Source organism: Commensalibacter communis (assembly GCF_947179105.1).
GTDB classification, from domain to species: Bacteria; Pseudomonadota; Alphaproteobacteria; order Acetobacterales; family Acetobacteraceae; genus Commensalibacter; species Commensalibacter communis.
The window spans coordinates 304,730-321,258 of record NZ_CAMXCK010000002.1 but is presented as its reverse complement, the minus strand read 5'-3'; the positions used below and the strand labels follow the sequence as shown (position 1 = coordinate 321,258).

General features: G+C 39.0%; 15 protein-coding genes. 3 read left to right on the top strand and 12 right to left on the bottom strand.

The features are described from left to right. Positions 1-133: 133 nt before the first annotated feature. The 4 genes from PQG52_RS06130 to PQG52_RS06115 all read right to left on the bottom strand — a co-directional run bounded on the left by PQG52_RS06130 (position 134) and on the right by PQG52_RS06115 (position 7,840). Entirely contained in the window at positions 134-1,612 is a 1,479-nt protein-coding gene (locus PQG52_RS06130) for a SulP family inorganic anion transporter (RefSeq protein WP_271828500.1), read from the bottom strand. 321 nt (positions 1,613-1,933) lie between these two features. Beyond that, complete coding sequence (locus tag PQG52_RS06125) at positions 1,934-3,466, bottom strand: efflux transporter outer membrane subunit (protein ID WP_271828499.1); 1,533 nt, start codon at positions 3,464-3,466, stop codon at positions 1,934-1,936. Positions 3,467-3,470: 4 nt separating this feature from the next. After that, on the bottom strand, positions 3,471-6,647 hold the full coding sequence (locus tag PQG52_RS06120; RefSeq protein WP_271828498.1) for an efflux RND transporter permease subunit: 3,177 nt from the start codon (positions 6,645-6,647) through the stop codon (positions 3,471-3,473). 23 nt (positions 6,648-6,670) lie between these two features. After that, complete coding sequence (locus PQG52_RS06115; protein WP_271828497.1) at positions 6,671-7,840, bottom strand: efflux RND transporter periplasmic adaptor subunit; 1,170 nt, start codon at positions 7,838-7,840, stop codon at positions 6,671-6,673. Between the two features lie 434 nt (positions 7,841-8,274). Between PQG52_RS06115 and PQG52_RS06110 the strand changes: the two genes are divergently transcribed. Continuing rightward, the gene (locus PQG52_RS06110) at positions 8,275-8,562 is read left to right on the top strand and encodes a YggT family protein (protein ID WP_271828495.1); all 288 of its coding nucleotides are present in this window, start codon (positions 8,275-8,277) and stop codon (positions 8,560-8,562) included. A gap of 48 nt (positions 8,563-8,610) precedes the next feature. Here the strand turns inward: PQG52_RS06110 and PQG52_RS06105 are convergent, their stop codons facing one another. Genes PQG52_RS06105 through PQG52_RS06075 form a run of 7 tightly spaced genes read right to left on the bottom strand, consistent with a single transcriptional unit; the run spans position 8,611 to position 13,642 of the window. Then, a complete protein-coding gene (locus PQG52_RS06105; protein ID WP_271828493.1) occupies positions 8,611-10,302 on the bottom strand; it encodes an ArnT family glycosyltransferase in 1,692 nt (563 codons plus the stop codon). Between the two features lie 18 nt (positions 10,303-10,320). Further along, positions 10,321-11,046 carry a glycosyltransferase family 2 protein gene (locus PQG52_RS06100; protein WP_271801496.1) on the bottom strand — a complete coding sequence of 242 codons (726 nt, stop codon included), beginning with the start codon at positions 11,044-11,046 and terminating at the stop codon, positions 10,321-10,323. A gap of 24 nt (positions 11,047-11,070) precedes the next feature. Further along, positions 11,071-11,577 carry a F0F1 ATP synthase subunit B gene (gene atpF, locus PQG52_RS06095; protein ID WP_271828492.1) on the bottom strand — a complete coding sequence of 169 codons (507 nt, stop codon included), beginning with the start codon at positions 11,575-11,577 and terminating at the stop codon, positions 11,071-11,073. 14 nt (positions 11,578-11,591) lie between these two features. Further along, entirely contained in the window at positions 11,592-12,200 is a 609-nt protein-coding gene (locus tag PQG52_RS06090) for a F0F1 ATP synthase subunit B family protein (RefSeq protein WP_271789828.1), read from the bottom strand. Between the two features lie 13 nt (positions 12,201-12,213). After that, positions 12,214-12,447: an ATP synthase subunit C family protein gene (locus PQG52_RS06085; protein ID WP_034339894.1), complete on the bottom strand. Its 234-nt coding sequence runs from the start codon at positions 12,445-12,447 to the stop codon at positions 12,214-12,216. 54 nt (positions 12,448-12,501) lie between these two features. Next, entirely contained in the window at positions 12,502-13,251 is a 750-nt protein-coding gene (locus PQG52_RS06080; protein ID WP_271789927.1) for a F0F1 ATP synthase subunit A, read from the bottom strand. 43 nt (positions 13,252-13,294) lie between these two features. Further along, the gene (locus tag PQG52_RS06075; RefSeq protein ID WP_271789827.1) at positions 13,295-13,642 is read right to left on the bottom strand and encodes an AtpZ/AtpI family protein; all 348 of its coding nucleotides are present in this window, start codon (positions 13,640-13,642) and stop codon (positions 13,295-13,297) included. 148 nt (positions 13,643-13,790) lie between these two features. Between PQG52_RS06075 and PQG52_RS06070 the strand changes: the two genes are divergently transcribed. Then, a complete protein-coding gene (locus PQG52_RS06070; protein WP_271789826.1) occupies positions 13,791-13,940 on the top strand; it encodes a hypothetical protein in 150 nt (49 codons plus the stop codon). Positions 13,941-14,044: 104 nt separating this feature from the next. On the opposite strand, the gene PQG52_RS06065 is transcribed toward PQG52_RS06070, so the two are convergent. Beyond that, on the bottom strand, positions 14,045-14,815 hold the full coding sequence (locus tag PQG52_RS06065; protein ID WP_271828491.1) for a hypothetical protein: 771 nt from the start codon (positions 14,813-14,815) through the stop codon (positions 14,045-14,047). Between the two features lie 226 nt (positions 14,816-15,041). Here PQG52_RS06065 and PQG52_RS06060 point away from each other — a divergent pair, with 226 nt between their 5' ends. Then, entirely contained in the window at positions 15,042-16,526 is a 1,485-nt protein-coding gene (locus PQG52_RS06060; RefSeq protein WP_271828490.1) for a peptide MFS transporter, read from the top strand. The last annotated feature ends 3 nt before the right edge of the window (positions 16,527-16,529 follow it).

The window sequence follows — 16,529 nt, the reverse complement described above, 5'->3', positions numbered from 1 at the left end:
TATTGTTAAGCTCTACAGTTAGTTTCGTTAAAAACAATTTAAGTTAATAATAACATTAATATTTTACGGTAATAATTATGAAATCTAATCGTTTATACGATTAAATCCCATAATATTAAATATCTATATATTTTTAAATCTTACCAATGATTTTTTCAATTTCTTCGGGCTTGTCATGAATACCAAAACGATCAACAATCGTTGCACTGGCTTCATTCATGCCTTTGACCTCAACAGCAATGCCAACTTTTCTATATTGAATAACGACCTTATCCAACGCATCAACCGAACTAATATCCCATAAATGCGCATGACTTACATCAATCACGACTTTTTCAATGTGTTCTTGATAATCAAAACTATCTGTAAACCGTTTGGCACAAGCAAAAAATAATTGCCCATTGATAAAATAGGTTCTCGTTGTTCCCGATAACTCAGATTTCACCATCATGAAATGAGAAACCTTATTCGCAAAGGTTAAAGAAGCAACCAACACACCCGCAAAAACACCATAGGCTAAGTTGCCCGTAGCCACGACAATCACAACCGTTAAAATCATAATAAAACTGGTTGATAATGGATATGTACGTAATTCCAAAATCGATTTCCAAGAAAATGTACTAATAGAAACCATAATCATGATCGCAACCAATGCAGCCATAGGAATGCGTGCTACCCAATCTTTTAAAAACACCACAAGAATAAGCAGAAACACTCCAGCAACCATCGTTGATAACCGACCACGACCGCCTGATTTAATATTAATGACAGATTGACCAATCATGGCGCATCCAGCCATTCCACCAAAAAAGCTGGTCACGATATTTGCAATTCCTTGACCTTTACATTCACGGTTCTTATCACTGCCCGTCTCGGTAAATTCATCTACAATCGTGGCCGTCATCATTGTTTCCAATAATCCAACGGCTGCCAATCCAAAAGAATAGGGTAAAATAATCCATAATGTTTCTAAGTTAAGAGGCACGTTGGGTATCAATAAAGCTGGTAATCCATCAGGCAAATGCCCTTTGCTGCCCACTGTTGGGACATGCCACCCCAACCCAATTGCAATCGCCGTAATAATTAAAATACAAATCAAAGGCGAAGGTATCGCTTTTGTTACATAAGGAAATAAATAAACAATAGCCAATCCACCAAGAGTTAACACATAGACTTGCCATCCTCCACCAGTGATTTCCCTCATTTGTGCCATAAAGATCAAAATGGCCAATGCGTTCACAAAGCCAGTGACGACGGAATGAGATACAAAGCGCATCAAATTACCAAGCTTTAAATAGCCAGCAATAATTTGAAAAATACCTGCCAGCATTCCTGCCACTAACAAGTAATTTAATCCATGACTGTGAACTAGCCCACCCATCAATAACGCCATTGATCCTGTAGAAGACGAAATCATTGCTGGTCTGCCACCACAAAGAGCAAGCACAACAGGAATGCAAAAGGCCGAATATAATCCGACACTGGGATCTACCCCAGCAAAAATAGAAAACGCAATTGATTCAGGAATCAGCGCAAGGGCGACGACAATCCCAGCCAGAACATCCGCACGAATGTTACCTAGCCAGTCCTGCCGCGTTGAGGACAATAGCATACAATAATCCTATATAATTTTAATTTTGCCTTTTACAGGCTATCCAATTCTGGGGGGAATTAAACATAACACGACCATCCCTTATGATAATCCAAAAGGGTTTTTGCTTTGGAAACATCCAAAACTTTATATCAATCTATGATATTCAGGGGGGTGTAATGCACATATAAATCTAAGTTACCTCTGGTAAATCTACAATGACTTTAACATGTTTATAAATCCATCATTAACAAAAATCAACATCTATCCTTATTTTTATCAATAAAAAAGGCACCTTATGTTACATAAGATGCCTTTTCTGATCTCTCTGTTTTAAAAATACTATTTTTTCATAACAGGAGATTGCGTTATATTCTGTGTAGTTTGAGTAGGTGTTTCGAATGCATTTTCAGCACTCCATCCACCACCCAACGTTCTATATAATGTGGAAAGACTTTGCATATATTGCAGGCGTGATTGAATTGCGGTTACTTTTGCTGTCAACAATGTTCTTTGAGCGACCAAAGTTGGTAAAAAGCTATCAATACCATTTTTATATCGTGCCAATGAAATATTATAATCTTTTTGGCTGGCTCTGACCGCTTCTAATTCAGCTTGCCATTTTTGCTTTAATGTAGTTCTGGCTGCAAGAGAATCTGCAACCTCTTTAAACGCTACTTGAACGACAGATTGATAATGCGCTGCTGCTGCACGAACTTTGGCTTTTGCAGCTCTTAGTTGAGCAATATTCTTACCCCAATCAAGCAAAGGCACCGTCATGGTTGGCATTACACTCCAGGCGGCTGAATAAGGACCAAACATTTGAGCAAATGTAGAGCCTGCAGTGCCTCCTGAAGTCGTCAACTGAATAGATGGAAAAAACGCAGATCTTGCAAAACCAACATTCGCATTCGCTTCCTTAAGCTGATGCTCTGCCAAACGAATATCAGGGCGACGTTCCAACAAATCAGATGGCATCCCAGAACCCACTTCAGGCATTGAAACAAAATGATCCAAAGAAGGATTCGGACCTGCTTGTTGCAACAATGATTGTGGAATTGGCTGGCCGACAAGTTGTGTCAGACTGTTCAAATCGTTCGCAGCCAACTTTAAATAAGTTTGCTCTTGGCTTTTTGCTTCTTGCAATAATTCCACAGCTTGAGCAACCGCTTGGGCATTTTGTTGCCCATAACGATTCATCCCTTGAACCAATGCAAGATTCTTTTCGCGGTTACGCACACTTTCTTGGACAGTTTGCAAACTATTCATATCTGCAAGCCATGCCATATAATTATTCGCAACTTCACCAATCAAAGAAATTTGAACAGAGATTGTACTTTCTTGTTGTGCCAAATATTGTTCTCTGGCAGCACGAGTTAAACTGCGAATACGGTCAAACAAATCAATTTCGTAATTTGAAATCCCTAAACCTGTTGATAATGAGTTCGCATGAATAGAAGTCGCCCCACCAACACCAAAGGTTTTACCAGGGCTGGTTTGATAAGACGCACCTGCATTTGCATTCACTTGTGGAAACAGCTCGCCCCTTTGTTGGATATAACTGGCATGCGTTGCGGTAATATTTTCAATTGCCTCACGCAAGTCACGGTTATTTGTCAAAGCCATAGATATTAACTGACTTAACACAGGATCTCTGAAAAAGACTTTCCATCCAACATTATAAGCTTGCGGTAACTTTGCCCCTTCTGTCAAGGGCGCGCCATAAGCAGGCCCAATGGGCCACTCTTGAGCAACAGAGGGAGCAGGACGTTCATAATCAGGACTCAAAGTACATGCAGCAAGTGATACCACAAATAACGAAGCAACTGCTCCTTGCAAAGATCGCTTCCAAGTTTTTGTATTTTGTACGATCATTGTTTTATTCCTCTGTTTTATTCAGACTAACAGTCTGAGGCGCTGCCACATTTTTATTAATTGGATGTGGCTTCACTTTAAATAGTTTTAGCACCACAATAAAGAAAATAGGCACAAAGTATAAAGCGAGCACAGTTGCAGTGATCACACCGCCAACAACCGCCACACCAATCGCAACGTGGCTGGCTGCACCAGCACCAGTCGCAATTGCCAATGGAATTACCCCTAAAACAAACGCCAACGACGTCATTAGAATAGGGCGAATACGTTCGTGAGCAGCCAATATGGCGGATTCTGTCAAGGATTTACCATCGTCAAAATGTTCTTTAGCAAATTCAACAATCAAAATAGCATTCTTTGCTGCCAAGCCAACGGTGGTTAGCAATCCAACTTGGAAATAAATGTCATTATCCAATCCACGGAAGTAAGTTGCAAGTGCCGCTCCGATGACTCCCAAAGGTACAACTAACAATACTGAGAATGGGATAGCCCAGCTTTCATAAAGAGCAGCCAAAGATAAAAACACAGCTAAAATAGATAATGCATATAATTTTCCGGCTTGCCCTGAAGATTGAACTTGCTCATAAGACATTCCTGTCCATTCGAAACTAATCCCAGGAATTTCCTTAGCAACCTCGTTGGTATATTGCTCCATAATTTGCATAGCGGTACCATTACTGATCCCACGAGCCCCTTGTCCCATAATTTCAAAAGAAGGATAACCATTATAAGTTTCAACCTTTTGAGGTGTCCTTTTCCATTCTCCATTAATAAATGCAGTTAAGGGCACCATATTGCCATTATTGTTACGAACAAACCAACGGCGCAAATCATCTGGTGACGTACGAGATTCAACGTTTCCTTGAACAAAGACGTGTTTTACACGTCCTCTTAAATTAAATAAACCAGCATCCCCAGAACCAAGCGCAATAGATAATGTCTGATTGATTGAATCAATACTGACCCCTTGAGTATGCGCTTTATCCCGATCAATATTAAAGTAATATTGTGGAGCTTCTGGCAAACCATTAAGACGCACAGCAACTAAACGATTATCTGCACGTGCTTTACTTAATAACGCTTCTCTGGCTTTTGCGAAAGTAGCATCATCTAAATGTCCACGATTTAAAAGTTCAAAGTCGAACCCTGTTGCACTTCCTAAGTCCATCACAGGTGGCGGAAGAACAGCAAACACGTTTGCACCTGGAATTGCAGCCAATGCTTTCATAGCACGTGCAGCAACAGCCTGAGCAGAAGATTCATACCCACCACTACGCTGATCAAAGTCTTTTAAACGTGCAACACCAAAGGACGCACTCTGTGCTTGCCCACCAAAGTTAAATCCAATAGCCGTGTATACAAATTGAAGATATTTCTTTTCATTCTTTAAAAAATAATCTGTTATTCTCTTATTAACCGCTGCAGTCATTGCCGCAGATGATCCAGGACTAAGAGAAGATTGTAAAAACACAACCCCTTGATCTTCATCGGGCAAAAAACCTTCTGGTAACATATGAAAGCTTGCAAGAGCCCCAACAGTCAAGCCAAAATACACAACCATAGTGGTGCGTGTATGATTAATCATACCTTTAACGCCAGAGATATATCCTTTAACCATTCTTTCAAAGGCTCTATTAAACCAAGTAAAAAAACGTCCCTTTTTTGCGTTTTTATCATGTGGTTTTAAGATTGTCGCGCATAAGGCAGGTGTGAAAATCAGCGCAACAATCACAGATAATGTCATCGCAGAAACAATGGTAAGAGAGAACTGTCTGTAAACCACACCAGCAGAGCCGCTGAAAAATGCCATCGGAATGAACACAACAGATAAAACGAGTGCGATACCCACCAATGCACCACTAATCTGATCCATTGATTTTTGCGTCGCTGTTTTGGGATCACAATGTTCCTCCTCCATCACACGTTCTACATTTTCTACAACAACAATAGCATCGTCAACCAATAATCCAATTGCTAACACCAACGCTAACATAGTTAAGGTATTAATCGAGAATCCTGCTAATTCCAAAATAAAGAAAGTTCCCAGCAGCACAACTGGCACAGCAATCGTCGGAACAAAAGTTGCTCTAAAATTCTGAAGAAATACATACATCACAACGATCACTAGGATAATCGCTTCTATCAAAGTATGAACAACTTCCTCCATTGATTCGACAACATATTTTGATGTATCTAACGGGTATAAATATCTCGTATTTGGTGGGAAATACTTTGAAAGTTCCTCAATCTTATTGTGAATTGCATTGGACAAAGCTAATTGATTAAAACCTGGAGATAACTTTACCCCAAAAGCAGCGACAGGCTGACTATCGAGTGTCCCAACAGGTTGATAACTCATCGGACCAAGAGCAACTGTTGCTACATCTTTTAAACGAATACGTGCGCCGTCTGTTTGCGTTTTTATGACAATATTACCAAATTCTTCTGGTGTCACAAGACGCCTAATCCCCCCCGTATAAATATCAAATCGTTGATCCGGAAGTGCTGGCAACTTACCAAATTCACCCAAAGGCTGTTCAGAATTCTGTGATGAAATTTCATTCATTACATCAGTTGGATTTAACTGATAGTTATGTAGTTTGTCAGGATCAAGCCATACGCGCATTGCATATTCAGAAGAGAAAGCCGTATAATCACCAAGCCCATTTAGACGTGTAATTGGGTTTTGTATATCACTAGCTAACAAATCACCCAAAGCACCTTCATTCAATGAATGATCCATACTTTGGATTGCAAAAAACATCATATAACTTTTATTAGATTTTGAAATACGAATCCCTTGCAAAGCAACCGAGGAAGGTAATAACGAGCGTGCAACATCTACACGGTTCAACACTTGAACCTGTGCAACGTCTGGGTTTGTTCCTTGCTCAAAAGTCAAAGTAATTGTCGCCGTACCGTCAGCATTGGCAACCGTTGACATATATTCCAGATGGTCAACACCATACAAATTCTGGCTGACAGGATCAACAACAGTACGTTGTACAGTATCAGCCGTCGCCCCAGGATAGGTAAAACTTAATGTAATAGGTGGCGGGGCAATATTAGGCCATTGTGCAATAGGTAACGTAACAACCGCAATCATTCCCATTAACGAGATAAGAATTGCTATTACCCAAGCAAAAATTGGCCTATCAATAAAAAAACGTGATAAAGACATATTAATATTCCAAACTCTTTCGCTTATTGAGGCACAACACCAACAGGAGTACGCCCCTCTTCTGGTTGAACTTTTTGCCCAGGTCGATAAGATGTTGGATTACTTACTAAAATTTTATCACCTGCATTGACCCCTTTAGTGGTAACCCAAAAGGTTTCTTGCATCCGTTGTGTTTCAATATCACGGCGTTCTACGACATCATTTTTATTGATAATGTACAAATAGGGTTTTTCATCCAAACCACGCATGACGGCTTCTTGAGGAATTAAAAATGCTTTTTCCATACCTTCGTGCATGACGGTTCTAACATACATACCAGAAAGTAATAATTTATCAGGATTACGCACAATAGCACGCTGGATAACCGAGCCTGTTTCCTGATTAGTGACCACTTCTGTAAATAAGAGATTAGCCTGCAGTGGATAACGTGTATTATCTTCCAAAATCAAATCAACAGGCACATGAGCAGCACCACGTAATGTTTCTAACTTGCCATTGGCCAAACGACTACGTAAGCGCAACTGTTCAGCTGTAGGTTGTATAATATCAACAAACATTGGATCTAGCTGCGTAATAATTGCAACTGGATTCGCTTGATTCGTGGCCATTAAGGCACCTTGCGTTTGAATAGAACGACTAATGCGACCTGAAATTGTTGCATTAATTCCAGTATATTCCAAGTCTAATTGTGCTTGGCGAACGCTTGCACGATCACTCTCAATGGTTGCTTTTGTTGCTTCTTGTGCTGCCAAAGTATCATCATAATCCTGACGGCTGACCGCATCCATATTTTTCAAAGGTCCATAACGTTTCAGCTTTAATGTTTGGGCTCTTAACGTTGCAAGATCACTGTTTAACTTGCCTTGTGCATTATCCAATGAGGCTTGATAAGGACGTGGATCAACTTGGTATAATTGTTGATCTTTGGTTACATCCGTTCCTTCTTCAAACAAACGTTTGTAAAGATAACCGTTCACCTGAGGGCGTACTTCTGACACACGCATCGGAGTAATACGTCCTGTCAAATCAATCAACAACTCCACATCCTGAGGATTAGCTATTACAAAGTTAGCCTTAGCTGACGGTCTTGGAGCTGGTTTTTGTTCTTTACATGCAGCAAGTGGCAATAATAAAACACACAACACGGCACATTTTTTGTGCCATTTAGTAAAGAAAGAATCTGTTATTGTCACTTCTCTTCCCTATTTTCCTTCAATATATAGACAAACTTTGCTTAATAGAACAAAAAATGCTATAATAAATTACGAATTTTAATCTTGTAAAAGAGACAATTAAGACTCTTCATTAACGTATCATATAAATACATACACATCAGATACGCAACAGAAAATTTTTTTTTCTTGAAATCCGTTCAATATTTCCTTAGCGTCTTCCAAGAAAATATCTCAGTAAATACTCAACATATTATTATTTAGTAGAAAATTAATAATTTACTCTCAATATGGATATGAATTTTATTCATATATATTCCGTATAATGAATCGTCTTTTTATAATTTTAACTTGATCATTGATGTCATTTGCAATCAGTATAAATAAACAATTGTCCAAAAGGATATTTTTCTTATATAAATAATGCCCATACAGATTAATACTAAGGAAACATTATGTTTGAGTTATATAACCTCTTAAATATATTATTAAATGGCTATATGCTCATTTTACTTGCATATTGTATTTTCAGCTTTTTGTTCAGCTTCGGTGTCGTTAACCCCAGCAGCAATATTATCAGAGGAATATATATGTTCCTGAGCCAGATGTGTGACCCTATATTAAACACAATCAGACAGATGTTACCTTCTTTGGGGGCGATTGATATCAGTCCAGTAGTTGTTTTCCTTGTCATTGATTTTATTATACGCCCCCTATTACGCTATACGCTTCTTGGATATTAATTAAATAATCATATAAGCATTAAAAAAGGCGCTTTTGCGCCTTTTAATTTATTGAATTACCTCAAATAATCCAAGGCTAAGTTGCTTACCATTCGAATAGTTCAAACCATGTATGCGACCTATTTCTTTAACAGTTAAACCCTCTTTTTCTGCAGCGTTCATGAATGGCTTCTCATCGCGTTGATCGACTAAGCCTAATCCACAAGATTGGTTATCTTTCAAAAATTGTGCGGTTTTTTCAGCGTTAATTAACTTCGTTTCCTTACCAACCAAAAATACTAAGCTTGGCTCGGAATAAGAAGCCGAAGCAACAATACTATTTTTACAAGGTTTTAAAAGATTAACCGTTTCAGCAATTTTTCCACTTAGCCATTCCGAACTTAGGCCAGGAATTAAAATGACAAAAAGTTCTAGATAAATAACAATTGCTGCACCTATCGATACCAATGAAGCACGCTGCATATTATATTTTAAAATACATACCACGGCATACCCTATTAAGATTAATGCTGCAACTGCACCAAGCATTGCTGCCCAAAACCATGTTCCCGTCATATAGTATGCATAAATAATGCCACCAACAGCAAGCAACAGCCCAACAGCAACCCATAACACCATATAAATATGAAGCAACCAACGACCCCATCTGGAAGTTGGACCATCCCATGTTTTGGAAATATTCCAGAGTGCCATTGAGGTTAAAATCGCAATCGCAGGGTAAGTGGGTAATACATAATGGGGCAACTTTGTTTTCACTAACTCGAATACGAGCCAATGAGGAATAATCCAGCATAGTAAAAAACAAACGGATTCTGATTTTCGTTCTCGCCAAATATAGGGTAACGCCCATGCAGTGAACATAGATCCAGGCCAAAAGGTAATCAAGAAAATCCCTAGATATAACCCTGGCGGAGCACCATGAGACTCCTTGCCTGATGCCACTTTACTAAGCAAATTCGTTCCTACAGCGTCGGTAAAAAACTTACCATCACTAATGACCCAGATCGCTGCACACCAAGGAATAACGATCAAAAGCATCAAAATCCATCCCCATTTAGGATGTAAATGCTTCCACCACGACCTATCTTTTTTAACCCATGCCAATATAATCGGGGGCAATAATGTCGGGATAAGCATAACTGGGCCTTTTAACATCAAACCACACCCGATCGCTCCCCAATAAATAATCGCTACGGAAACAGAGAGCTTCTCTGTTGTCAGCCTTGCCATCCAAGCACGCGCCAAACTGCTTTGAGCCAGTAATACAACAAATAACAACGCTGTATCAATCGTTGCCATACGCCCCTCACCCGTCAGCAAGACCGAAACAGCTAAGAATAATCCTGCCAAAAGACCAATATACGAATCAAATAAAATACTACCGATCCACACAGTTAGTAGAACGGAGCCAACGGCAGCTAGTAAAGAAGGGATTCGATACGCCCAAGCTGCTTTACCTTTTACCATCCCCGTTGCTTTGGCTGCCTTAACGGCTATTGCCTCTAGCCAATAAATACCTGCAGGTTGCAAATATCGTGGTTTATCCTGAAAACGCACATCAATATAATTATGGCTTTCAATCATCTGCGAGGTTGCCTGCATATAGCGTGCTTCATCGCGATCAAGCGGAGGCAGTGTTGCACGTCCAGGCAAAAACAGCACAAAAACAAACAAGGCAAGCCATACATAATGACTTGCCTTCAAACGAAAAGACTTTTCTACAGGAGAAGAAAAGGTCATTTTATCCCTTTAATATAATTAATGTTTTGTAATTTTCTTGGGCAGACGAATTCGATTCAATAACCAAATTACTCCCAGCAGATCACGAATACCAACCAGTGCTCTGTTAAAATTCGTATATTTAGACACCCCATTTAATCGTTGTCGATGATGAACCTCGTGACAAACCAAAGGTACCCCGTAATGTCCCAATAAAGCAGGCAAAAAACGGTGTAGTCCTTCAAAATGTGGTAATTTCATAAAATCATTTCTAAGAAATAACTTCATTGGCGCGCCAGTATCTACACAACCATCTTTGAGTAAATTACGTCGCAAGCCATTGGCAAAAGTCGTTGCAAAACGACGAGAAATATTATCATTTCTCTTTAACCGAACCCCAACCACCAAAGGCTCTCGCCCTTTATGTTGCTGGGACTTTTCCCACATGGAAATTATTTCTTTGGGATCATCTTGCCCATCCCCATCCATTGTTGCAATCCACTGACCTTGTGCCGCAGCAATAGCAGTTAGTAAAGCACCAGATTTTCCACAACGTTGACTATGAGATAAAATTACCAAAGAAGGTAAAAAACTATTTTTAACTTCTGTCAGTTGATTTAAGGTTTGATCTGTACTTCCATCATCAACAAAAATCACTTCACATTCAGGAAGCTTTGGAAGCACATCCGCTATTTCCCGACATACAGGAAAAATATTTTCCGCCTCGTTTAAAACCGTAACGACTATTGAAATTACACTGGCCATTGGACCCTAACGAGACGAAAAAAATTAAGCAACGTGACGATCTTCAGCAAGAGCTTTTGGTAAGTCAGCAATTGCATTGTCAATCAAAGAACTATCTTTTTCTTCTGTTAATACAGAAGAAATCACTTCATAAGCAGCCTTGACCGCAATATCAGCTGCCTCACGACGAACCGTATTAATCGCTTCTTGCTCAGATGCTGCTAAGCGAAGGCGAACCAGCTCTTCGTGGCGGTGAGCAGCGGCGTCAGCTTCTTTTTTAGCATTCTCAGCAATACGCTCTGCAGCCTCTTTGGAAGCAGCCAGCATTTTTTCAGCTTCAAGCTTTGCAGCTTCATGCTCTTTCTGAGCAGCTGTATAAATCTCTTCAGCCTCACGACGTAAACGGCTAGCTTCTTCAAGTTCTTGTCTGACTTGGTTTGTTCTGTTATCCATAGCCGCAGCCAAAGGACGCCATATTTTTTTACCAAAAAAGACAAAAAACAAAACAAAAGCAAGCGCAGACCAAAATCGAGGGTCGTTTAATAAATCCATTTTCTCTCTGCCTACTAAGACTTTGCTGTCAAAACTTGTTGCACGGTCTTATTAATGAGATCGCCTTGGACGTCCTCTTTTAATAATTGTTTCAACAAACTTTGTGCGACATCTTTCGCCATTTGATCAACTTGTTTCAAAGCACCATTACGTGCTTCAACAATACGAGTTTCTGCTTCACGTGTTTCATTGTCAAGACGAGCTTGCAATTCTTGCATTTGTTTCGCAGATGAAACCCTTGTTTCTTGGATAATTGAATCGATTTTTGCTTGTGCTTCTGCTGCTGCTTCACTGCGTGTTTTATTTAACGCTTCTACAGCTTTATCTGCCTGAGCTTTTGCTTGCCTAGCAGAATCCATATCCCCATCAATTTTTGAACGGCGATTATGAATAACTTGTTCAATCTGTGGAATAGAAAAGTATTTTACAGCAAGAAATAAACAAAAAAAGATGATTAAAACCCAGATAACCTGAGCCATAACCAACGGGTTCTTAAAATCCATCTGGGGCATGCCAGCAGCCATGGCATTCGTGGACAAAGCAGGCGCCAACAATATGCTAAGCGCCCCCCCAGCCACGAGAGACGCCACCAGACGGGAAAAGCGGGCTGAAAAGCGTCTCACGTAAAGACCCCCCTTACATAAAGAGAATAAGGAAAGCGATCAGTAGTGCATAAAGCGCAACAGCTTCCGTGAGAGCAAATCCCAACATACCCAAACCAAATACGTGAGGGCGAGAAGCTGGATTGCGAGCAATACTGCTGACGAGGGTTGCAAAAATATTACCAATACCGATACCAACACCAGACAATGCGATAACAGCTAAACCAGCACCAATTTGTTTTGCGGCTGTAATAAGGGTAAGATCCATTTGATTTCTTTCCTTGATACTAAAAAAATAAATAAAGTTAATACGAAACTGAAGTTAATGCTCTATTGCTTCTTGTAAATACATACAAGTCAAAATTGCAAAAACATAGGCTTGTAATGCACCCACCAATAATTCAAGTGCAATCAACGCCACATTCAACAAAATAGGGAGAATCCCCAACGGGCCACCCAATGCCAATCCCAATCCTGTGGCTAACAAAATTGTAAAACCAGCAAACATTTCTAACATTACGTGTCCAGCAACCATGTTCGCAAACAAACGAATTGATAAGCTGATTGGTCTAGACAAATAAGATAAAATTTCAATAGGAACAAGCAAAGGTGCCATTGCAATCGGCGCCCCTGCAGGCATAAAGTGAGCAAAAAACTTCAATCCTTGGTTTTTTAACGAAACAAGAATTGATAAAACAAACACCATCAAAGCCAACGTTACAGTCACAACAATGTGACTAGTAAAAGCAAAAGAGAATGGCAAAAGTCCCAAATAGTTACCTGTTAATATAAAAAAGAACAGTGCAAATATAAAGGGGAAGAATCCTTTCCCTTTGGCGCCCATCGTTCCAATAGCCATACCATGAATAAATTCATAGCACATCTCGGTCGCGCTCTGATAACGACCAGGCACAACCGCCTTTTGACGCATTCCGAAATAAATCGCTACAGGAACAATAATTGCTGCAATGACCATCATTAATTCGGACTGAGTAAAATAAACACCCAATCCACCAAAGACTTCATGCAATTCAAATTGACCGAGTGCGTCTATCTTGTGACCGGCCACTATTTTTCTCCCAACACCAAATCGAATCTCTTACAAAGCAACAAAATCATTTTGACTTTATATCACCAGGTTTAACAATACGCCAGACATTAAGCACCCCCGCACCCATTCCTAAAACTGAAAATATGATAATAAATAATGGACGAGTTGATAACCAATAGTCCAATCCATATCCAATCATAACCCCAACTAAGAAAGCAGAGAAAAGCTCTACTCCTGACCTTAAAACGAACTTCCATAAATCATTATCGCCCTCATAAGATTGAGAGTGATCCTGCTTTTTCGAAGGATTCAATCGTGATTCAAAATCTTGTAATTTCTTATCAAAAGAATCGAGCTGTTTCTTTTTTGCATCCTCTTCCAAAGATACCCCCTCCTCTTTCTTCAAATCCATGACAAGTTAACTCAGTTCGTAAAAAAGACTATTTACGCAAGAAAGGCAATATTTTTTTTATATTTCTCACAGCTAATTCATCACATTTGCAAATCGGCAACTACTTGGAATATTATTTAAAGAATATTAACACAGCAATCTACTCTTTATGGATGAAAAACCTGTACAATTCCAAATGACGAATTTTAAACTATTAGACCTTTATTTACATTCATTGATGAATAAAGAAATTGCTGATTACTGGTACGATGAAAGTATCGTTACGATGGAAGAATTATCCATTATCATCCTATGCTGATAATTTAATTCCTGCCTTGCATCAAATAATCGTTTCTATATTGCCTTTTATTCACAAATTAATCCGAATTTTAACCATTTAAAGATTCGGATTAAATAAAAAACCTATTGCGGGATATAATCATAAGCTGGGCTACCAGCAGGAGCACCAAAAGGGGGTGCGTTAATTTGTAATAATTCAACCATACGATCTTTTGTTTGACCAATGAGGCGAGCTTGCAATGCTTTACCCATAGACGTGAAGCTACCCATTCCTCGAACAAACAAAGAAACACCTGGTTGCAAATCAAACCCTAGCTTTCCAATATCTGAGGGACGAATATAAACGACGGTGCCATCCTTCAACACAACACCCATTACTTGTCCTTGCAAATTATGCAGTAATTGCGAGATTTGTCCTTGTACAAATAAATCAGGCCCTGTAATTGGTACTGGCGAGAACCCTGCCTCTGGACTATCTTCTTGGACTGTTAAACCTTTTTGATTTTCAATCAAAAAGGCTTGTAACAAAGGCAAATGTCGTGCTTTTAATCCGCGAATAGTAACTTCTTGTCCTGGACGAACAAATGTTTTAACAGCTTCACCAAACATTGTGGAAAACATAATTTGAGTACCATCATTCAATAACAACCCTCCTAAATTCCCATAAGGTGTTGGTAAATATTGTTTGACGTTTCCTTTAATCGCTGGCAACACCGATAAATCCATTATATCGACCGAGGAATTTTGGGTATTGCCAGATGATATATTAGAAACTGGCTCTTTTTTGTGTATTTTTGCCTTGGCATTATCAATATGTGTCACCATTAACATTGTTCCCATCAAAAGATAGGACACAGCTTGTAACCATTTATTTTTTTCTATATTAGAAAACATCTTTATCTTCTCAAATTCAAACACTTCAAAAGAGTATAATAGCCATATATCAATCTGTTTATACAATATATTCGTAATTTGTTTATAAAATATATTTATTTATAAGATTATATACATACATATTCATAGACTTTACAAAAAAATCAGTAAATATTGAAATAAACCGATTATTCAACAGCTTACTTCAATTAATTCCTTTACCACTTAATCTTAGGCGTCAATAGTAATGGCATCGACTTTATTAAAACAGAAAAACAATGCCTTTTCAGTTGTCTTATTTATCGAGCTTTGGGAACGCTTTGGCTATTACGGTATGCAAAGTATATTGGCATTGTTCCTCAGCCAACATATGAAATTCAGTGATTATGATGCCAATCTCTTAATCGCAGCTTTTGGTACGATGACTTATGCTGCCCCTGCCCTTGGGGGGTGGATTGGGGATAAGATCTTAGGCAACCAAAGAGCCATGTTATATGGCAGTATTATCCTTGCCTTGGGGTATTTGCTTTTGGCTTCTGCCATGCATTATACAGGCGGCATTTATATTACCATGGCGATTATCAGCACCGGGAATGGTTTATTTAAACCCAATGCTGCCACGCTGGTTCGCCGGATTTATGAGGATGACGACAGTCAACTGGATGTTGCTTTTACCCTTTATTATATGGCTGTGAATGTTGGCTCAACAATTTCGATGTTATTATGCCCATATTTAAAAGATCACTATGGATGGGATGCCGCATTTATCGCCTGTTTTGTTGGATTATTATTGGGGATTATTAATTACTCATTGACCAAAAAAAGACTTGCTTCTTATGTATCTTCGAAAGATCAACAACCGATCTCTGCCTCCATCTTAACCTATATCTTTTTAGGAATCATTGCTTCTATCGCTTTCATCACCGTGATTATCACGTTTCCAGAGGTGGCTCAATGGTGCGTGATTGGCGCTGCAATCTTAATCTTAGCATTTTGGGTGCAGATGTACTTTAAAATTGATTCCACCTATCGTTCAGGTCTTAGGATTGTCTATTTATTGACCTTTGAAGGCATGCTCTATTATGTATTTTATCAACAAATGTCAACGTCTTTGACCTTTTTTGCACTACGTAATGTAGATTTGTCGTTTTCGATTGGATCTTACCATTTATTCGACTGGTCACCAGGACAGTTTCAGGCCTTAAATCCGATCTGGATCATGCTCCTTAGCCCGCTTTTGGCCAAACTTTATGCCACCCTTGGGCGTAAACAAAAAGATTTTTCGATTGCCACCAAATTTATCGCTGGCTTTTTCTTTGTTGCTATTGGTTTTTTCATTTGGTGGATAGCATGTGTTTATAATCAAACCTCACATGTATCCTCTTGGATAATGGTAAGTGGTTATTTCTTTTTATCTTTGGGGGAGTTATTAACTAGTGGCTTGGGTCTTGCTGTTGTGGCACGTTATGTTCCTGCATCTATTAATGGATTTATGACGGGCTCTTATCTGATGGCATCAGGGGTTGCAATGTATATTGGTGGAATTATTGCCAATATTGCCGCGCCACCTGACATGAATAATCTTAGTTCTGAAAAAACATTAATTATTTACCAAGGATTATTTTTAAATTTATTGTGTTTGGCCGGGATTGCTTTGGTAATTCTATTGTTATTCTTGCCTATATTACGAAAATGGAACAAACAATATAAACAGGATATGTTCAAACAGTAAAAA